At 30.7% G+C, this 19,681-nt stretch carries 19 protein-coding genes and 1 pseudogene; 4 read left to right on the top strand and 16 right to left on the bottom strand.

Going from position 1 to position 19,681, the window contains the following annotated elements:
* The first annotated feature begins 449 nt into the window (after positions 1 to 449).
* A complete protein-coding gene (locus KTC92_RS09640; protein ID WP_165413311.1) occupies positions 450 to 1,577 on the top strand; it encodes an ABC transporter ATP-binding protein in 1,128 nt (375 codons plus the stop codon).
* Complete coding sequence (locus KTC92_RS09645; protein WP_220286770.1) at positions 1,577 to 3,169, top strand: glycine betaine ABC transporter substrate-binding protein; 1,593 nt, start codon at positions 1,577 to 1,579, stop codon at positions 3,167 to 3,169. Before KTC92_RS09640 ends, KTC92_RS09645 begins: the two co-directional genes overlap by 1 nt.
* Before the next feature lie 73 nt (positions 3,170 to 3,242).
* Here the strand turns inward: KTC92_RS09645 and KTC92_RS09650 are convergent, their stop codons facing one another.
* Positions 3,243 to 4,718: a 4Fe-4S dicluster domain-containing protein gene (locus KTC92_RS09650; protein ID WP_220286771.1), complete on the bottom strand. Its 1,476-nt coding sequence runs from the start codon at positions 4,716 to 4,718 to the stop codon at positions 3,243 to 3,245.
* 234 nt (positions 4,719 to 4,952) lie between these two features.
* Complete coding sequence (locus KTC92_RS18695) at positions 4,953 to 5,078, bottom strand: cob(I)yrinic acid a,c-diamide adenosyltransferase (RefSeq protein WP_216303237.1); 126 nt, start codon at positions 5,076 to 5,078, stop codon at positions 4,953 to 4,955.
* Between the two features lie 231 nt (positions 5,079 to 5,309).
* Here KTC92_RS18695 and KTC92_RS09655 point away from each other — a divergent pair, with 231 nt between their 5' ends.
* The gene (locus KTC92_RS09655) at positions 5,310 to 6,230 is read left to right on the top strand and encodes a polysaccharide deacetylase family protein (RefSeq protein WP_220286772.1); all 921 of its coding nucleotides are present in this window, start codon (positions 5,310 to 5,312) and stop codon (positions 6,228 to 6,230) included.
* A 28-nt stretch (positions 6,231 to 6,258) separates the two neighbouring features.
* On the opposite strand, the gene KTC92_RS09660 is transcribed toward KTC92_RS09655, so the two are convergent.
* From KTC92_RS09660 to KTC92_RS09680, 5 genes and pseudogenes are all read right to left on the bottom strand, one after another.
* Positions 6,259 to 7,728, bottom strand: coding sequence for a hypothetical protein (locus tag KTC92_RS09660; protein WP_216303222.1), 1,470 nt, complete (start codon positions 7,726 to 7,728; stop codon positions 6,259 to 6,261).
* 38 nt (positions 7,729 to 7,766) lie between these two features.
* The gene (locus tag KTC92_RS09665) at positions 7,767 to 9,152 is read right to left on the bottom strand and encodes an ATP-binding protein (RefSeq protein WP_216303223.1); all 1,386 of its coding nucleotides are present in this window, start codon (positions 9,150 to 9,152) and stop codon (positions 7,767 to 7,769) included.
* A 4-nt stretch (positions 9,153 to 9,156) separates the two neighbouring features.
* Positions 9,157 to 9,846, bottom strand: coding sequence for a response regulator transcription factor (locus KTC92_RS09670; RefSeq protein WP_220286773.1), 690 nt, complete (start codon positions 9,844 to 9,846; stop codon positions 9,157 to 9,159).
* Positions 9,847 to 10,394: 548 nt separating this feature from the next.
* A pseudogene (locus tag KTC92_RS09675) lies at positions 10,395 to 11,385 on the bottom strand (hypothetical protein).
* Positions 11,386 to 11,849: 464 nt separating this feature from the next.
* A complete protein-coding gene (locus KTC92_RS09680) occupies positions 11,850 to 13,280 on the bottom strand; it encodes an amino acid permease (protein WP_220286774.1) in 1,431 nt (476 codons plus the stop codon).
* Positions 13,281 to 13,663: 383 nt separating this feature from the next.
* Here KTC92_RS09680 and murI point away from each other — a divergent pair, with 383 nt between their 5' ends.
* Positions 13,664 to 14,470, top strand: a complete 807-nt coding sequence (gene murI / locus KTC92_RS09685) for a glutamate racemase (RefSeq protein ID WP_220286775.1) — start codon at positions 13,664 to 13,666, stop codon at positions 14,468 to 14,470.
* Between the two features lie 60 nt (positions 14,471 to 14,530).
* Here the strand turns inward: murI and KTC92_RS09690 are convergent, their stop codons facing one another.
* From KTC92_RS09690 to KTC92_RS09730, 9 genes are all read right to left on the bottom strand, one after another.
* The gene (locus tag KTC92_RS09690) at positions 14,531 to 14,758 is read right to left on the bottom strand and encodes a hypothetical protein (RefSeq protein WP_165413301.1); all 228 of its coding nucleotides are present in this window, start codon (positions 14,756 to 14,758) and stop codon (positions 14,531 to 14,533) included.
* Between the two features lie 171 nt (positions 14,759 to 14,929).
* Entirely contained in the window at positions 14,930 to 15,775 is an 846-nt protein-coding gene (locus KTC92_RS09695; protein WP_216303227.1) for a DUF1186 domain-containing protein, read from the bottom strand.
* 279 nt (positions 15,776 to 16,054) lie between these two features.
* The gene (locus KTC92_RS09700; protein WP_216303228.1) at positions 16,055 to 16,189 is read right to left on the bottom strand and encodes a cyclic lactone autoinducer peptide; all 135 of its coding nucleotides are present in this window, start codon (positions 16,187 to 16,189) and stop codon (positions 16,055 to 16,057) included.
* A 20-nt stretch (positions 16,190 to 16,209) separates the two neighbouring features.
* Positions 16,210 to 16,851 carry an accessory gene regulator ArgB-like protein gene (locus tag KTC92_RS09705; protein WP_165413298.1) on the bottom strand — a complete coding sequence of 214 codons (642 nt, stop codon included), beginning with the start codon at positions 16,849 to 16,851 and terminating at the stop codon, positions 16,210 to 16,212.
* Entirely contained in the window at positions 16,835 to 17,320 is a 486-nt protein-coding gene (locus KTC92_RS09710) for a hypothetical protein (RefSeq protein WP_216303229.1), read from the bottom strand. The genes KTC92_RS09705 and KTC92_RS09710 overlap by 17 nt, the downstream gene beginning before the upstream one ends.
* Positions 17,321 to 17,428: 108 nt before the next feature.
* The gene (locus KTC92_RS09715; protein ID WP_216303230.1) at positions 17,429 to 18,001 is read right to left on the bottom strand and encodes a DUF5317 family protein; all 573 of its coding nucleotides are present in this window, start codon (positions 17,999 to 18,001) and stop codon (positions 17,429 to 17,431) included.
* 50 nt (positions 18,002 to 18,051) lie between these two features.
* Positions 18,052 to 18,696, bottom strand: a complete 645-nt coding sequence (ppaX, locus tag KTC92_RS09720) for a pyrophosphatase PpaX (protein WP_216303231.1) — start codon at positions 18,694 to 18,696, stop codon at positions 18,052 to 18,054.
* A 201-nt stretch (positions 18,697 to 18,897) separates the two neighbouring features.
* On the bottom strand, positions 18,898 to 19,104 hold the full coding sequence (locus KTC92_RS09725) for a helix-turn-helix transcriptional regulator (RefSeq protein WP_165413294.1): 207 nt from the start codon (positions 19,102 to 19,104) through the stop codon (positions 18,898 to 18,900).
* Between the two features lie 36 nt (positions 19,105 to 19,140).
* Positions 19,141 to 19,635 (bottom strand): DUF2975 domain-containing protein, encoded by a 495-nt coding sequence (locus KTC92_RS09730; protein WP_216303232.1) that lies wholly within the window; start codon positions 19,633 to 19,635, stop codon positions 19,141 to 19,143.
* Positions 19,636 to 19,681: the final 46 nt, after the last annotated feature.

The following is a 19,681-nucleotide window of genomic DNA, read 5'->3' on the forward strand; positions in this document are numbered from 1 at the left end:
TCAATATTGTGAACAATTTATAACTAGGGTTTCCAAGTTTTAAACCCATCCTCCATTAATAATACATCTAAGTGTTTTGAAAGAGATTTCCACTCACTTTTTAAACAATGATATGCTTCTTTACCGTCATCACTTAAAACGTAAAACTTACGTGGGCGACTAAAACAAACTCGATTTGTACTACAGAAACAAAATATAAAATGTTTAAAACATAAATAGCCTATATTCGGCCCCTATAAAAGACCATATAGCCAGTAATGGTACTATTATCTAGCATATGTTCCATTTTTATCCGTATATCACCTATACCCCAATATTGACAGACCTGTCACATTTATTCTCAATTTATGGAGTTTTGTAAACAGACAATCCTATGATACCATATAGGTTGTTAGTTTTAATTAATAAAATTTGACTGACATTCTATTATTTTATTGAGGAGAGGTTATATGTTAGAGTTTAGGAATATAAGGAAGGTTTTCAAGGGCAAAACCGTAATTAACGACATTAGTTTTACTGTAAATAAGGGAGAATTTGTAGTTATAGTAGGACAAAGTGGTTGCGGTAAAACCACAACCTTAAAATTGATTAATAGGTTAATTTCACCAACATCAGGGAGCATACACTTGGATGGTAAAAATATATTAAAGGGTGATACAATTAAGCTACGACGGAATATGGGGTATGTCATTCAGCAAACAGGACTTTTACCACATATGACTGTAGGAGAGAATATTGGAATAATACCAATGCTGGAAAAATGGCCAGAAGATAAAATACTTGACCGAACAACTGAACTTTTAAAGATGGTAGGAATGAAGGCAGAAGAGTATGTTGATAGATATCCATGTGAATTAAGCGGAGGTCAGCAACAAAGAATTGGGGTAGCAAGGGCCTGGGCAACAAATCCAGATGTAATCCTTATGGACGAGCCTTTTAGTGCCTTAGATCCAATTACGAGAAATCAGCTTCAAGATGAATTGTTTAATCTTCAGCAAGAGTCTAAAAAGACAATAGTTTTCGTAACTCATGATATGGATGAAGCCCTTAAGCTCGGTGATAGAATTTGTATTATGAAGGACGGAAACATTGTTCAGTATGATACTCCAGAAGAAATTTTAAATAATCCTGCTAATGATTTCGTTAAAGAATTTATAGGTAAAAATAGAATATGGCAGCAACCAGGGTTTATAAAAGCTAGGGATATTATGATTACAGAGCCAATTACAACTAGTGGCAACAGAACAGTAGTCCAAGCTTTAGAAATCATGAAGGCAAACAAAGTGGACAGCTTGTTAATTATTAATAAAGAAGATAAGCTGGAAGGAATCATTACAATAAAAGATATTATAAGGAATTATATAGGTTCTATAAAGGTAAATACTATTATGGGCACAGAAATTAAAACCGTTAATTTAGATGACTCTTTAATAGATATATTAAATCTAATGAATGAACTTAAAATTGGATATGTTCCAGTTGTAGATGACAGTTCTAAATTAGTTGGATTAATTACTGAGAGTAGCTTGTTGATTGTTTTAAGCAATCAGTATATTAACCAGGAGGATGATGAATAATGGGCATATTAAATGGAATAGTTAGTTTTAAAGACTTTGTAGTTTCAAGGCAGAGTCAAATAATAGATTTAACACTTCAACATATTGAATTAACCGTATTTGCTGTGGTTATAGCCATAATTATTGGAATCCCTTTAGGTATATTAATATCTAGAGTTAAGAAGTTATCGGGGCCCGTTATAGGTCTTGCGAATTTAATACAAGCAATACCTAGTTTAGCTTTATTAGGGTTTTTAATACCAATACTTGGAATAGGTAGTACGCCAGCAATACTTATGGTATTTTTATATTCACTACTTCCTATTATAAAAAATACCTATACTGGCCTTATGAATATAAATCCAGATGTAATCGAGTCATCTAAAGGCATGGGTATGACAAATAAACAAGTACTTAAATTAGTTCAATTACCACTTGCGTTCCCAGTAATTATGACTGGTATAAGAATATCAGCAGTTACTGCTGTTGGACTTATGACAATTGCAGCATTTATAGGTGCAGGCGGACTTGGATATATGGTATTCTCAGGTGTGCAAACGGTAGATAATAATATGATTCTAGCTGGAGCAATTCCTGCATGTTTATTAGCACTGTTAATGGACTCTATTGTAGAGAAAATTGAACAAGGGGTAACACCTCCAGGAATCAGAAAAGCAGATGGAACAATTAAACTGTCTAAGAGAAAAAAACATAAGTTTAGTAAAACGCAAAAAATCATAGCTAGAAGTTTAGCTATGATACTGATAGCTAGCGGTGTGTATATGTCCACTAAAAAGACTGACACTATTGTGGTAGGTTGTTACAACAGTTCCGAACAAATTATATTAGGTAATATACTAGCAACACTAATAGAAAAAAATACAGATATCAAAGTAGAGACACATTTAAATTTAGGAGGATCAGGCCTCGCTTATTCTGCATTAAAAACTGGTGAAATAGACATGTACCCTGAGTATACTGGAATGAGTTTAGTCGGTATTATGAAGAGGTCCCCAATTAATGATCCAGCTAAAGCTTATAAAATTGTAAGTGATTATTACATTAAAAACTACGGTATAACTTGGCTAAAACCCCTTGGTTTTAATGATACTTATACATTATCGGTAGGACAAGACACTGCTAAAAAATACAATCTAGAGACCATTTCAGACCTTGCAAAAGTAGGAGGCGAGCTTAATCTCGGTGCTACATTAGAATTTTGCAATAGAGCAGATGGTTATTCAGGATTAACTAAAGTATATAATTTGAAATTTAAAAGTTCTAGCGCGATTGATGGAGGACTTCGGTATACAGCCTTAGACAATAAAAAAGTAGATGCTATAGATGCTTTTAAAACTGAAGGGTTATTAAAGTCATATAACCTTAAGGTTTTAAAAGATGATAAAAACTTCTTCCCAAATTATGATTGTGTACCCATAGTTAGTAGTAAAACTCTTGAAAAACATCCAGAACTTAAACCTTTAATTAATAAATTAGGCGGCAAGATTACGAAAGAAAAAATGATAGACTTAAATTATAAAGTTGATAAGCTTTCCGAAGAACCAGCAAAGGTTGCCGAAGACTTTTTGAGGGAAAATAAATTGATTAAGTAGTATATAAAGTTATAGAATATCTTTTATAAGAAGAGGTATAGCAAAATTTTGCTATACCTCTTCTTATAAAAGATTATTTAGACATGAAGTTTTTACCACGGTGCATATCAATTTCCTCTATCTTTATTACTTTGAGTGAATCGCTAGCATCTTTTTCTAACGCTAATTTTCCGTACTTATTTACTTCATTTTTATCTCGTGAACCATGTTTAAGGGATGCTGCTCCACCTATGCATCCACCAGAACAAGCCATTCCTTCTATGAAATTGCCGTTTGATCTATTAAATTTCAATAATTTCAAGGCTTTATCACATTCAATAAGGCCGTCACAACTAATAGGTTTAAACTCAACTGAAACATTTTCAGCATCAACTAAGTGTTTTACTGCTTCGGTAAGACCACCAGCTTTAGCAAAAATCCTTCCATAATAAGAAGCATTATTCAAAGGAAGTTCTTCACACTCTTGAAGATCTATTTCAAATGCCTCAAGCATTGCCTGAAGTTCTTCAAAAGTCATTACATAATCAGTAATGCCTTTTATATCTGATTGCTTTATTTCCATTTTTTTAGCCGTACAAGGTCCAATAAATACAACTTTAGCTAAAGGATCTGTATTTTTAATGAGCTTAGAAATTGCTATCATCGGAGAAACTGTGCTTGATACATGTTTACCGAGCTCTGGGTAATTTTTCTTGATATATGAAACAAAAGCTGGGCAACAAGAGCTTGTCATAGTTTTGAGCTCCTCGATAGTTTCTATAAATTCTTTTGTTTCATTTTGAACTACCATATCTGCACCAATAGCTGCTTCTACGACATCATAAAAGCCCATTTTTTTTATACCTGAAAGTACTTGACCAATCTTAACATCGGTAAATTGACTAGCGATTGCAGGGGCAACGACAGCATATACATGCATATTTTTATCTTCTTTTGATTTTATTAATGCATTAGTAATATCTACTACTGATGATTTATCCATAATTGCACCAAAAGGGCATTGATAAACACAAGCACCGCATTGTATACATTTATCATTATCTATTACTGCTTTTTTATCTTCATCAATACTTAATGCGCCTGCACTGCAAGCTCTACGACATGGTCTCATAACATCAGAGATTGCGTTGTACGGGCAAGCAGCTTCACATTTGCCACATTCAATACATTTTTCTGTATCAATGTAAGATCTACGATTTATAGAGTGAATTGCATCCACAGGGCATACTTGAATGCATTTGTGTGTTAAACAACCTCTACAAGCTTCGGTAACCGTGAATCGTTGTATGGGACATTCATCACAAGCAATACTTATTACTTCAATAACATTTTTGTTTTTTTTACATCCGCCCATTACAAGTTTTATTCTTTCCCCAATAATTGCTCTTTCCTTATGAATACAACAACGAGTTCTTGCTTTAGGGCCTGGAACAAGAACCTTAAATAGATTTCTACCTTCTTTTTTTAGAGTTCCTTTAATCGCAAGTTTAACTACCTCTGTTATTACCTCATATTTTATAAGTTGTATATCATTATCAAATTGCTTCAAATTTATCACTTCTCCTATTTTTATAATGTAAAGTACGAATATCAAATTCTAGACACTTTTAAAAACGTGTAAAAGATATTCAATTCCTATTATCGAGAATATATATATGTATTGTTCCTAATAATTGGTTTTAGTTACATTAAAATAATATCACTATGTTAAGAAATCAGCAAGTGGGCCCCTCAAGTACCCACAATACCTTTCCTCGACAAAACACCATTGTTATAATAAGTTCTAAACTTCTGGTTTATTTTTTATTAATTCCAATATACATTCTATATCCATAAATTTAAAATATAATTCTATAGTAAGCTCATCTAATACAACTACATCATATTCATTATTTTGTTTAATCCTTATTTTTTCTGAGTGCTTAGCAAGTTAAATTTAAACGTAATATGAAATATGTAATGAAATTGTAATAATTCTGTAATCTCTTAAATTAGAATAAGTAGTATTATAAATGTATAGATACGACAACATTTTACATATGAGATGATAATATTGCAAATTTTGGACAAGTTGTATTTAATTGTAATTTTATTCAGTGTTTATTATTTGCAAATAAGCTGTTAAGGAAGTGTTAAATAAGTGTTAAATATTAATGAAACAAAGAGACTTAATAAAAGAACTATAAAAATAAATTTATTATCTGGCTGCATTTTTTTAATTTTAATAGGTGCTCTCATAATAGGTAAAAATTTTCTTAAAGAAGAAGTTAAAGCTGAACCAGTTACTGCTACAAATAATAATGCATTACAGCATAATAATGAAACCATCAATAAACCACCAAAAAATTATACCGTAAATAAAGATGGACAAAAGTACATTTATGATGCTACAAAGGTAAATGCCATAGTAAATTACAAAGAAAAAAATGATGGTAAGAAGATAGCATTTCTTACCTTTGATGATGGTCCATCTACCACTGTAACCCCCCAAATACTAGATATTCTAAAAGAGTATGACGTTAAAGCAACATTTTTTTTGATTGGAGAAAATATAGAAGAGAATGAAAAAAGTAAAGAACTTGTAAAGCGTGAATTTAATGAAGGACATGCAATAGGCAATCACACTTATTGTCATAGCCTGAATGTGTTGTTTCCTAACAACAAAATTAATATACCTGTTTTCATGAATGATGTAAAAAAAACCGAGGACGCTTTAAAAAATATTCTTGGCCAGGATTTTAATACAAATATTTTAAGGGTGCCAGGAGGATATATGTCCAGGACATATTATAAAGATCCAACTTTACCAGAGTTTGATACAATATTAAAGAAAAAAAACATGGTCAGTATAGATTGGAATGCTCAAATTAAAGACGCGGAAGGTAAGCGCAATAAAAGTCCAGAAGAGTTCCTTAGCATATTAAAGGAAGAGGTTGGAACAAAAGAAAAAGTAATTATATTGATGCATGATACTTATGGTAAAATAGGAACTGCTAATGCATTACCTCAAATTATAGAATATTTAAAGGGTCAAGGATATGAATTTAAAACAATAAAATAAGTGCTAACGCGACTAGTCGCGTTAGCACTTATTTTACTTTTTTTTGCCAATCATCCACATAACTACCCGTAGCCCAATGGGCCATTACTGGCAGCTCTCCTGATTTAAACTTCAAAGTTAATGATTTTTCTCCAAGGTTATATCCTTTTATAGTAAAAACCATTAATTCTGTATTGGTTAGAACAACAACAAAGTCTCTATTAGGTGAGGAATAAGCATCCACTGCACTAGGAACCTTTGTTTTTATTACGTTAAAAGAAGGAAATAAATTATCATATGTAGTTAATGATTTAGGTGTAGCATAAGGAATATCAAAATCTATAAATGAATTCTTACTATTTATTTTCGTTTCCATTCTTCCCCTTAGTATCCATCGTCCACTCCTTCTTATTACACCCCAATTAGTATCCACTTTTTTTAGATTTTCATCTTTAATGTTTTTAGGTGCATTTAAAAGTGTACCTGCCAAAGTAGACTTTTCTATTTCCCTTCCCAGTATGCTTGTAAGTTTTATGGATTCTCCCAATAGATTATCCATAGGAAGAATTTTAAGCTGATTATTAGTGTATTTATTTTCTGAATAATTATTATTTACATCCTCTAAAGTATCAATTGAAACATAATTGCTACCTACAAATTTAATAGCCATACTACCTTCCGTTTTGGTATACTTTATTTGTTTTGAATTTGTATTTATCGGATTAATTGGATTAATTGGATAAGACCAAAGTACATCCTTAGCATCTCCATTTTCTATTTTCTTACTTATCCCTACCTTCCAAAATCCATCTTGCCTTGGAAGTAGCAAATCTTTAGTTTCCACAATGGGTAGAATTTTATCATTTACCGAACTAATCATTAATGTTTTATATAAATATTTGCTAAGCCCATCTTCCGCTTTAGGGTTTTCATACCTTAGTCCAAGTAATAATCCTGACTTAGATCTTATTTCTTTTTCTGCCTTACTGATTAAAATTTTTGTGTTATCTTCTTTATCTTTATCATATGAATGCGTAGTACTAGAATCTTTTACTTTATGAAAATATAATAAAATGCCCTCATAATTTTTTATTAAAGTTACCTCATCCAACTTTATGTATTCATCGTAAAAAATATTATTGGAGTTAATGGTTATAATTTGCACATCATCATTTTGTATTCCTAAACTTTTAGCACTTATTTTTACAGTATTCCAAAAATAGTTTTTAGTATTCACGGACTTAACTTTATATTGAGGATTATTAGAAATGTCACCATTAAAGTCAACTGTATCTTCACTAAAATAAGCACTCTTTCCAATTAATTCTTTTGCCTTTTTATCATCTATTGTAGCTCCACCAATAGAAACATATTTTTCTACTGTCCAGCTTCCTCCTATAGGAGACACCTTGAGTTTTTTATGTAATCCCTGAGAGTTTAAATTTAATCCTACATACTGACTCCATATAAAAATTATAATAGAAAATAAAACAAAAAATAAACATAACGCCTTTTTCACTGCGAGCCACCTCTTATATATTTAAATTTTATTATTTCTTATGCCAACGGTAAGAATATTCTAACATCTGTACCCATGCCGTGTTCACTTGAAATCTCAAGTTTACCATTGTGCATTTCTACGATTTCTTTACAAAGAGAAAGTCCTATTCCATTTTGTGACATACTTGTTCTGCCTTTGAAAAATTTTTCTGTGACTTTAGGCAAATCCGCCGGTGAAATTCCTATTCCATCGTCCTTTATAATAATGCAAATATTATTACCGGCAATGCATGCTTCGAGTGTTACATTGCCCCCTTTTTTTGTAAAATTAAAGGCGTTATCTAAAACGTTAATAATAACTTGATTCACCCTTTTTTCATCTGCAAAAACTGGAGATAAAGCTTCTTGTATTTTAACAGTAAAATTAATATTGTGACGTATTGACTTGGGCATAAACTGTTTTTCTATATAGGCTATAATGCTTTGAATATTTACATATTCTTTTGTAAGTGGTACTTTTCCAGATATAAATTTAGAAAAGTCCAACAGTTCTTCCACCATTCCTGTAAGTTTATCGCTTTCCTTTTCTATGATGCTAAGTCCATCTAGGATTTCTTCCTTATCTTCTAAACTACCAGAACTAATAGTTGCAGCCCAACCTTTTATAGATGTCAACGGAGTTCTAAGTTCATGAGAAACCGACGCAATAAATTCATTTTTCAACTTTTGATTTTTTTCAATTTCTTCAGCCATAAAATTAAATGTATCGGATAGTTCTCCAATCTCATCATTTCTTATTTTTTCTAGTCTTTCATTGAAGTTTCCAGACGCAAATTTCTTAGCTAGGTTTTTTATTTCCTCTAAGGGTTCCACAATAGTATTAGATATAAATATACTAGAAACACCAGAAATCACAATTACAAGAGCCCCAACTCCTAAGAAAAGAAATGTTATTTTACGAATCAGTGCATCTACCTCAGATAATGAAGTAACAAAACGCAGTACACCCTCTATTTTATTAGAGGATTTTAAGGGGTATGAAACGTACATAAAATTTTCTTTTGTATACTTATCTTTCTTAGTAAAGGTTCCAAGTCCCCCCATCAATGCCTTTTTTACATCATCATCTTCAATAGGTTTCTCATTAAAATTACCAATTGAATCCATTAGCATCATTCCTGAGTTATCAATAATTTGGACCTCAGCAGAGGTGTTTTTCCAAAAAATATCAGCATTATTCTCCACATTTTCCTTTAAACTTGATGAAGAAAAATAATTATTATAAAAATCAACAGACCCCTTAATTTGGCTCGAAAGCAAAGACTCCATGTTTTTGTAGTAATATTTCTCTATAGAAACCGTAAGAAAAACTTCTAAGGTAATTACCGTAAAAAAAATCACTAATAGATAACTCCAAACAAGTCTGGCTTTTATTCCTCTCAAAATATCACCTCTTTCTCCATCTATATCCAACGCCCCATACTGTTTCTATATATTTGGGCTTAGAAGGAGTATCTTCAATTTTTTCTCTAAGACGTCGTATGTTAACATCTACAATTTTAGAGTCTCCAAAGTATTCATAATTCCATACTAAGTTTAATAAATCATCTCTACTAAAAGCTTTTTCCTCATTTTCCATGAAGGCCTTCAGAATCAAGTATTCTTTAGGAGTTAAATCTAGAAGCTGGCGATTTTTATATACCTTCATTGAAACAGTATCTATGATGAAGCACCCAGATATTAATCGCTCAGGATTTTTCTCTTCACTATGACTCATTCGTCTAAGTAGAGAATTTGCTCTGGCAATAAGTTCTAAAGGATTAAATGGTTTTACCATATAATCATCAGCACCATACTCAAGGCCCATTATTTTATCCATATCTTGTCCTCTAGCAGTAAGCATGATAATACCCAAATTCGGAAAATCCGCCCTTAACAATTCACAGGTTTTAAACCCATCCATACCAGGAAGTGTTATATCTAAGATTATTAAATCTGGTCGCTCCTGGTGGACTTTTTCTAAACCTTCCTCTCCAGATACAGCTTCAAGCACTAAAAAGTTATTTCTTTGGAAATTAATTTTAATAAACCCTCTAATAGATTCCTCATCTTCTATAATGAGCACTTTTTTCTCCATAATTTCACCTCTTACAATGAAAGCAATATTCTACTACAATCTGCTTTACATATTATTAGCTTTAATTATAACATAATGCAGCTATGAAATATTATAAGTAATAATATTCTAATTGCTTTGTAATGCTCCTCCATCGCAATCTTTTTTGCTGTGATTTTTGACTAGATCATCTTATGCTTCGCTCTGCAATCGGATCAGCCTTAGCATTATTTAGATTTATTACAATTAAAACAAACTGGTTCAACTCAAAACAGTTTATACGTCAAAAATAGAGTAACCCTATAATAATTAAGAACTAAACCACTTAAAACGGCGGTACTTGCCTGCGCACATTTCTAGAAATTTAGTTCTTTTCTTAAAATTAACTCCTAACTTTGAAAAAGCGAAACATTTAGAGTTTAAGGTAGATGTATAATGTGCTCTGAAAAAAGCACTTAATCATATTAAGTGCTTTTGTTTAAATTATTTAATTTTTCTTAATAATGTTAATAATGACCAACTATTTCTATAGCATGAAGTATAGGTCTAGGCAAAGAATTTTAGAGTTTCTACTCTTTTATTATATATGGTACAGTAAGCACTGCTACATTTCTATTTTTATATAGCATACTCTTTATAAAATATGCTGTTTGGTTATGAAGTAAATTATGCCACCACTTAGTAATGACATATTGTGATATTACAACTGTCACAGTTTCTCCATGTTTTGAAGCACGTTCTTCAGATTCTATAAAATTCATTAATGGTTTCATTATGTCTCTATAGGAGGAATGTTTTATTATTAATGGAATCCCAGGATTATACTCTTCCCATTTTCTTTCTAATTTTTCAGTAGCTTCAGCATCAGTTGATACATGAAATGCAACTACATTTTGTGATAGGCATCTAGCACAGTTTAATGCCTTTAAAAATGATTTATTTAATGCTCCTACAAGTATTATTACATGTTGTTGGTTATTCGTTGTCGCTCCTTCATTAGGTCTTTGTTCTAATGATAATTTAAGTTGTTGCGCTATCTTAGTATAATGTTGCTTAACCTTAACCATAAGATAAACAAGTAAAGGTATTACAATACAAACTATCCAAGCTCCGTGGAAAAACTTTGTTATACCTATGAGTATTACTGTAATAAAAGTTACAACTGCACCTAATCCATTTATAAGTTCCTTATGTTTCCATCCCAGAGTTCTACTTCTTTTCCACTTTAAGAACATTCCAACCTTTTGTACCAAGATTATCCTTTGCGACTATATATGATCCACCACCACATGGGTAGCTATCAATAGTTTGCCTATAAGAAAAAACAAGTATAAATAATAGTACGACAATACACAACGCAGCATAAAACATATATCTATATGCTATAATACCTATAACACTAATTAACACAATTAAAATTTCTTCCCCTGCATATGCAACTGAAGAAACGGCATCACTAGATAATATAGGAAGTCCCCAAAAAACATTTAATTTTTCTCCTTCTAATTCTTCTGTTTTTAGTGTCTTACCTATTAGTAGTTCTCTTAATTTTGAAAACATAATTACACCTCTATTATAGAATTTTTCATTACTATATTTATTTATTTATTTATTATATAGTATTGATTCAAAGACTTCAATTTTGTATTCTTTCATTTAAGCTAAAATAAAAACAAATCCCCGACTAAATTGACAAAACTATAACATTTTAATCCCCATCCGCTTATATGCTTACTATATATACGTTTTAGATGGAATCGTAATTGTTTCAATATTACATCTTATTAGTCTATATTTAAATTCCTAAAAATATTCTAACTTATTTTTAAATCTTCTATGTTTCCACATAGAACAATAATTTCATTGCATCCCCCCCCCCTCTTTAATTAAATTAGCTTGAATTAGAAAGAGGTATAGCAAAATCCTGCTATACCTCTTTCTTTGTAACTCCTATATATAATCCTTAAAAAATAGGATGTCCGTTTAAACAAATGTCCTATTATAATTTTTATTTCATTAGCAAATTATCTTTTAATATCACTCTTAGTAAATATTTTTGTTAAATATGTTATAAAAAATCCAAAAATTATAAATCCTACTGGCCCACCATAATTCTTTAATATTGGAACTATTGCTTCTTTGAAACTTGTAGCTCCTGCAATATCTCCCCAGCCAGCGCCAAAGAATGCTAATACACCTAATACGAAAACAATAGTTGAAGATGTAACTACAGCCGCTTTTGATTTTAACATTACAAATGGAGGTACATTACCTTTAAGCCTAAATACTAAATATGCAGCTGCAAGAACAATATAAGGTATTGCAAGACATAAACCGGATAATGTAGTTAATGTGTTAAAAAAAGTATCTATTGAATTCAATCCTATTAGTGGTACTATTATTAATGCTGATAAGATTCCACATTGAACCCAAAGTGCATTAACTAGTGTTCCATCTTCACGTTTCTTAGTTAAAAATTTAGGAAAGGTGCCACTCGGAACCTCTGAGAACATAGCCCTAATTGGGGATTCTAACCAAACCACAAATGCGGCTATAGACGATACAGTTAAAATAAAAGCATATATTTGAACAAATATTTTACCATTTAAACCCCAGGATTCTGCTAATATCTTATAAACAACATAACCTGCATCCTTAACACCAGCTTTGGTTATTAATTCAGGTGATGCAACTAAGCATATTGCAAGTGATCCTAGTACATATGCTCCAGCTATAAATGTAGTTGCTATAAGAACAGCCTTTGGGAAAACTTTTTTAGGATTTGCAACATCTTTAATATAAGTCCCTGCCACCTCAGCCCCTGCAACAGCGAGAATCAGCCACGAGAAAGTTGAAAAATAGTCAGCATTAAACTTGGGAATAAGTGTTGTTTTTGTGAAAGTTGTAGCTGATGGTTGCTTACCAACTAATGCTCCAACAACTGCAAATAATATAAATATAACTGTAACTGCTAAAGTTAGTTTTCCACCTAAATCACTGATTTTCGAGAATCTTTTAACTCCAGTTGTAGCTATATACGTTAATACCACTGCTAGTCCCAATCCTATCCAAGGTAACAAATATGCATTGGCATCGTTAAATCTATTTTCACCAAAAAGAGTCCATGATACCATGACTGGTATTCTGGCAAAAACCATTTGCAAATAGAATAAATTAGCAACAAAGTATGACCAGGTACCTATAAACGCCCATCTTGGACCAATTGAACATTCTATCCAGGTGTATAAACCTCCTTCTTTGTCTTTATTAGAAGAAGCTAACTCTGCTATCATTATTGATAAAGGTAGAAAGAATAATAGAGCAACTATAAGCCATGATGGAATAGCTGCCGGTCCGAGTGCCACTGCATTTGAAGCAATATTCCCAAATCCAAATGTTGGAACAAAAATTAACATTACCAAAGTCCATAAGCCAAGTTTTTTTGTATCATTCATAATTTACCTCCCTAATTTTAGAGGTTAGTGCAATCACTAGCCTTGCTTTATACAATTATACCAATATTAGTAACCTATAATCAACTACTACTTTCACTTATAAACCAATTGTTTGATTTTATTGTAAAAAATGCACCTCTATAGTCCTCAAAATACGATAATAGCAGCCATAATGGCCTCTGTCTTAGTCTTAGTCTTATAAATCATAATGTAATTCTTTACGCTAAATAAACTTTATGTTATATTTACTTTAGTTTAACATGTTCATTAACGGTACATAGATACCCTACATATATATAAATAAGAAAAACAATTAACTCAAATATGGGGAATATTTTTAATATTTTTCCAGAAAGACAAATTTAATTTTAAGGGGTGATATCGTGATAAATAATAATAGGTCTATAGGAGTTATTGATTCAGGAATAGGAGGTTTATCAGTTGTTAAAGAACTTCAACTTCTCCTGCCTTATGAGAATATAATGTATTTTGGAGATAATAAAAATGTACCATACGGGAACAAAACAGTAGGCGAGATTACGGGTTTAACAAAACGTATGATTGATTTTCTAATTAGTAAAAACGTAAAGGTGATAGCAATTGCTTGTAATACAATATCCAGTATAATAGAACTATTTAGTATGGATTATGACATTAAAATAATTGGTATTATTAATCCTGTTATTGATACTATAAGTAAAAGTACAGACAAAGATGCTGTTGGTTTAATAGCTACATGTTTTACAGTAAATACTCATTGTTATAATAAAGCTTTATTAAAAGTTAATAGTAAAATACAAATTATATCAGAAGGGAGTGCAGAACTAGCAGAAATCATTGATAGTTCCGATTATAAATCTGAGGCTGTAAAGTGTATAGTAAAAAATCATATCGGAACTATTATTACTAAAGAAAATGTTGATACTATTATTTTAGGATGCACTCATTACCCACTAATAATGGATATATTTAAGGAATGTTATCCCAATATAAACTTTATAAATCCTGCTTTACAACAATGTGCTGAGTTAAAGCAGTATTTACAAGAAAATAATATTATTAATAATGATAAGACTAACGGTTCATTTGAGATTTATACAACAGGCGATATTAAAAAGTATGAAAAAGGTGTGGATTTATTAGCACTAAGAAATCCTGACAATATCATAAATTATATTGAAGAGAATTAATTATATAATAGAAAATAAAACAGGCAAGTTCCTTAGGATCTTGCCTGTTTTTAATGTACCTTATAAAAAATTTGAAATTTTATAACTTCCATCACTGTTATCTTCACTCTCATCCTTCTTTGTTCTCACCTTACTCACACTTTCTAATGACTCAATATCAGAATGTTTTTTAAGAACTCGATCTTTTATACTATGACTTTCTGCTATATTATTTAGCACCGCTATCGCATTATCTTTTTGGTTTTTATCACGATCTTCATTATAATGTATATTATTATTGTGTGACATAAAAAAACCTCCTCTTTTTTTTAAATTTCATACTCTTATTTTAGGCTTTTTACCTTGTTGTAATACTATGAAATTCTTGGGATTTATATGAACTTGATAATGAAATAATGGTTATTGCTAAAAAAATTATAACCTAAAAAAACCCGTAGAAATCAATCTACGGGTTATCCTCTATTTTTTTCTTTGCTTTTTTTTTGTAGCTTTTACCTGCTTTTTTTTATTTTTATTTTTATTCATCTTGTTAATTCCTAGCATATATTGCGACTTAGACTCAATACTCTCTCTAGGAAAACATCTCCAACACCCTAACTCTTCTATAGTATCCTTAAGAAATGAATACCCTTCCTCTTTTAACTTTGGAAATTTTTCTTTATCATGGATTTTAATAGCCCCATCCACTTCTTCTAAAGAAATGCACTCCTCATCTATTAGTCCATCTTTATAAGCCTTTTTTATGTGTTCATATAATTCACTAGGACCCGCTTCACAAGAATCATATATAAGTTCATTCCAAACTTGTGAAAATTCCCGTTCAAGTTTCTCTTCAAATAAACTTTTGTAATATTCAATAACTTCACTTTGTGATATAACTCCTTCGCCCAGAAGTACAATAAAGGATTTAATCGCAGCACTTCTAACATATTCATTAACACTGCTATCTTCTACTAATCTTTTTATTGGATCCATATCGCTTCCACAAACTGATGCTAAAATTTTGTGTAAATCCTCTGTAAGAAAATCACCAAAAATATCGTCTGAAATTTCATTTGGTAAACTAATTAAATCTATAATCGGCTCAATACTTTGCTTTTCTTTAAACTGTGCTAACAAGAAAATGGCATATATATGCGCAAAATAATTAGGTTTTTCTAAAATCTCTCCATAATTTTCTTTGGCATTTTTTAATACCTCAAGTAATTCAGGTATGAACTCTTCTTTGCGGTTTATTATTTCCTTTAATTGTGCTTCTGGAAATTTCCCATTATTATATTCAATTTCTTTAAGTAATTCATTCATAAAATAAAACTCCTTCTTCATTTGATTCGCTACTAATGTATTATCTTATAATTTCTTTATAATATCAATGCTTTTTATATTTTCAAGGTCTCTCTATCACCAAGTACATTTTCACTTCCCCTAATAACTTGGATAAAGGCATCAGCAATCTCTTTATCGAACTGATTACCGCTAGATCTACTAATCTCATCAATAGCGTCTTTATAAATTTTGCTTTTATTGTAAGGTCTGCACTACGAAAAAAATAATGAGGTCAGTAAAACTGACCTCATTTCTTTATTATTTTTCTCTTAGACATTTTGGTTCTACAGGCTGATAAGTAAACCACCAGCATGCTGAAGAAGCTACAGAAGCCGCCACAAATGTAGTTACCACTGCAATTAAAGTGAATAGGTGTTTATTTATTTTCTTCATACTAATTTTACCTCCTTTTCTTAATATTTATGATTTAAAAAGGTATCTACTTTACCTATTAATAAGTGTGCTGGAGCTGTAAGCGTAAATGCTTGCCATAAGATGCCTGAATATATGCATAGAGCATAAAAAAGTAGATTTATTCCACCACTATTTATATACAACAGGATAATAAATACTGAAATGATTAAATAAACACTTAAAAGTATTGTAGATCCTTTTTTCATCCGCTTTCTTTTTTCTTCTTTTACTATAGGCTTTGAGGCACTGTCCACTGGGGCTAATTTGTAAATTATGTAATAGGACCATATAAAAATCAATGTTCCTATTATTATAATTAATTTTAAATTAACCACTGAGCTCATTAAAAGCGATATTAATACCGCTTCTCCTACACATACAATTGTTCCTATGAAAGTGCAAATTCCTGGTGAACTTGCATGAACTCCTCCAGAATATTTTCTAAGAATACTTGCTGTAAAGGAAATTATTAGAGCTTCAAACGCTACATGAAACAACAATCCAAATAAAAATACAATAATTATAGAAATAAACATCTGCATTAAAGCAAAAGTGCCATAGGCAATTACCTCTCTATTATCCTCATCAAGGGATAATTCTAATGCTACTTTATTAGCAATATTATCAGATAATTTCTCCATTTATTACCTCGCTCATCTTTTTTCTTCTAGCAACATATAAATAATATGTGGATACTATAATTGCAAAAACCAACAATGATGGAATTCCATATAATGTTTTTAATAAAGGTTCGCTTAACACATACATAAGATCTGCTTTAAAGATATTATCAATTATAAAAACATTAATTCCCTCACAAATAAGTTCCAGAACTACTGTCATTATGCCTGCTTTTATGGATTTAATTATGCTAATTTTATTTATATTAACCGTTAATACAATAATTACTATAATATTAAGAATAGCATGTACTCCATATTGAATTGGTAGTAATCTTATTAAATAAACTGCTATAATAAAAATAATACTTGATATTATATATCTTTTTATATTAATAACAGTCTTTGAAAATACATATACTGCGAAAAAAATTAGAAATCCTTCCGGCAGACCTCTAAATAAAAACTCTAACAACGTTATTTTCAACATATTTTACTTCTCCCCTAACACCCTTCTAAAATATCTATGTATATATTGCCAATTATATCATTAATATTACAAAATAGGATATAATTCTTAATACAATTCAATAAAACTTCAGATACTACTAGTGCAACCCTCAGACTTCATTATCTCTGTTTCATTAATGATCTTTATGGTATTGAATATAATAATAAAGGCAAAAACTCTTATACATATATCTCCAATACTCATAACGCTATAACCCACATCAATTATATCTGTTAAAAACTTCAACTTAGTTACTTCACTCCCCATAATATGTATGTCATTGACTTTCATAAAAGAATCTGGTTTTGCATAACCAGTTAAGTATGCTAAAGTTGGAAATACTGGCATCTTCCCATTATTAGCTGCTATAGCAGTATTATTCAAAGCAGTTCCAATAAAAATAAATATTGACCCTATAATTGCACTAACATTAAGCTTATATTTAATAATCAAAATCAAAAACGTTAAAAGATAAAAATAATGAAAAGTGCTAGCATACTTTATAAATGCATAATTACCATGAAATAGCATTACCTCTAAAATTACATATATTAGTACAAATGCTAATACAGGATATACTGCCCATGTCTTAAAAAGTGGTCTTACTTTGTACCCTTTTATTTTTGCAATAAAAAGAGCTAGAAGTATGGATTCAATCATATATATTCCTCACATTCAAAATCTCAATATTAAATCTATTTCTCTTTAAATTATACTACTTTTTCAACCAATCTCATAAATTCTTCCATGCTGTTTACAACATAATCGGGCTCATACTTAAGAATCATGTCCATAGGCAGTGCGCTCCACCCAACAACCACGGATGTAATTTTTGCATTTTTGGCACATAAAACATCAAATGGACTATCCCCCACAAAGATGGTCTCCTCTGGCTTCCCTTTCAATTCCTTTAAAGCCATAAGTGCTGGGGTAGGATCTGGCTTATGTTGGTCTGTATCGTCTGCCCCTATAATGCTTTCAAAATAATCCATTAATCCGAAATGTTTTAATCCTTTAATGGCCGAATCATTTAAACGGGAAGTAACGATTCCAAGATTATATCCTTGTCTATGGAGCTCTATTATTCCTTCCCTTACGCCCTTGTGGATTGTAATCAACTTTTCGAAGTTACCGGTTTGAAATCTACGATAGGTTTTAATGGCTTCTTCACTGTCATCACCAAATTCCCTATCTAATGTAATTTTTAAAATTTCTCCAAAGTTTTTAATAATCTCCTCTTTATCTACTTGCTTGTTCAAGTGCATTTTATAAGTATGCTGAAAAGATTGTATAATTAGTTCATTTGTATCTAACAAAGTCCCATCCAAATCAAACAAAATATTTCGAATTGCCATAAAAATCTCCCCCTTATCTACAATAACGGAGTTACTCCGCTAATTTCATTCTACCAAAATAACAAGCATTTTAAAAGAAAAATAAAACTATCTCTCCATATATTTGTATTAAAGTAAATTATATTTAAACGACAAAAAACCACTGAAATATATGTATATTTCAGTAGTTACCTTCGATAGCTTTCACTAAGTTTTTTGTTACTATTCTTCTCTGTATTCTAAAATATCTCCTGGCTGACACTGAAGCTCACTACATATAGCCTCAAGGGTAGAGAATCTTATTGCCTTTGCTTTATTGGTTTTTAATATAGACAAATTCGAATTTGTAATTCCCACTCTGTTTGCCAGTTCAGATAAAGAAATTTTTCTTTTGGCCATCATTACATCTAAATTCACTATTATTGCCATGTATTTCACCTCAATTTGTTTATATAACGCAAATATCTATACCGTAAAATCATTTTCTTCTTTAACTTCAATCGCCTGTTTAAAAACCTTAGAAAGAACTAATGTAAAACAACCTGCAAAGAAAAAAATTATAAACTCAATGTCTGTGTGAATCCCTTTAGCATCAATTTCTATTAACTTTAAATTTAAATATTGATTGTTAATAAAAAAATTGAGCACATAACAAGCAGCAATTATAAAACATGAAGCAGCAACAATTTTTAAACTTTCAACATTCTTCCATACAAAAGGGTTTGCTTTAACTAATGAATTCATAATGCACCTAAGATAATACATTATACAAAGTAATGCAAAACCACCTAGGACGAATAGAACGCAGGTGATAATATTTTTAAAGTTAAGTAAGTTTACTTGCTCAGCCACCAATGCTTTTCTAAGTATTAATAAATACACAATAAACCCTATAACAATTAAACCATCTAGCATTAACTTTAGTAGGGATGATAAAGAAGTTTTTCCATAATATTTCATAAAAATTTCCTCCATAACTTGTACTTTTATTTTTTTAAATTAAATG

Origin of the sequence: Clostridium sp. CM027 (assembly GCF_024730565.1) — a bacterium.
Classification (GTDB): Bacteria; Bacillota; Clostridia; order Clostridiales; family Clostridiaceae; genus Clostridium_AD; species Clostridium_AD estertheticum_B.

Excerpts from the sequence above, each read along its gene's own strand:
- KTC92_RS09640 (WP_165413311.1), top strand. The coding sequence starts at position 450 with ATGTTAGAGTTTAGGAATATAAGGAAGGTTTTCAAGGGCAAAACCGTA.
- KTC92_RS09645 (WP_220286770.1), top strand. The coding sequence starts at position 1,577 with ATGGGCATATTAAATGGAATAGTTAGTTTTAAAGACTTTGTAGTTTCA.
- KTC92_RS09670 (WP_220286773.1), bottom strand. The coding sequence starts at position 9,846 with ATGGAGAAAAAAGTGCTCATTATAGAAGATGAGGAATCTATTAGAGGG.
- KTC92_RS09680 (WP_220286774.1), bottom strand. The coding sequence starts at position 13,280 with ATGAATGATACAAAAAAACTTGGCTTATGGACTTTGGTAATGTTAATT.
- KTC92_RS09690 (WP_165413301.1), bottom strand. The coding sequence starts at position 14,758 with ATGTCACACAATAATAATATACATTATAATGAAGATCGTGATAAAAAC.
- KTC92_RS09695 (WP_216303227.1), bottom strand. The coding sequence starts at position 15,775 with ATGAATGAATTACTTAAAGAAATTGAATATAATAATGGGAAATTTCCA.
- KTC92_RS09700 (WP_216303228.1), bottom strand. The coding sequence starts at position 16,189 with ATGAAGAAAATAAATAAACACCTATTCACTTTAATTGCAGTGGTAACT.
- KTC92_RS09705 (WP_165413298.1), bottom strand. The coding sequence starts at position 16,851 with ATGGAGAAATTATCTGATAATATTGCTAATAAAGTAGCATTAGAATTA.
- KTC92_RS09710 (WP_216303229.1), bottom strand. The coding sequence starts at position 17,320 with ATGTTGAAAATAACGTTGTTAGAGTTTTTATTTAGAGGTCTGCCGGAA.
- KTC92_RS09715 (WP_216303230.1), bottom strand. The coding sequence starts at position 18,001 with ATGATTGAATCCATACTTCTAGCTCTTTTTATTGCAAAAATAAAAGGG.
- ppaX (WP_216303231.1), bottom strand. The coding sequence starts at position 18,696 with ATGGCAATTCGAAATATTTTGTTTGATTTGGATGGGACTTTGTTAGAT.
- KTC92_RS09725 (WP_165413294.1), bottom strand. The coding sequence starts at position 19,104 with ATGGCAATAATAGTGAATTTAGATGTAATGATGGCCAAAAGAAAAATT.
- KTC92_RS09730 (WP_216303232.1), bottom strand. The coding sequence starts at position 19,635 with ATGAAATATTATGGAAAAACTTCTTTATCATCCCTACTAAAGTTAATG.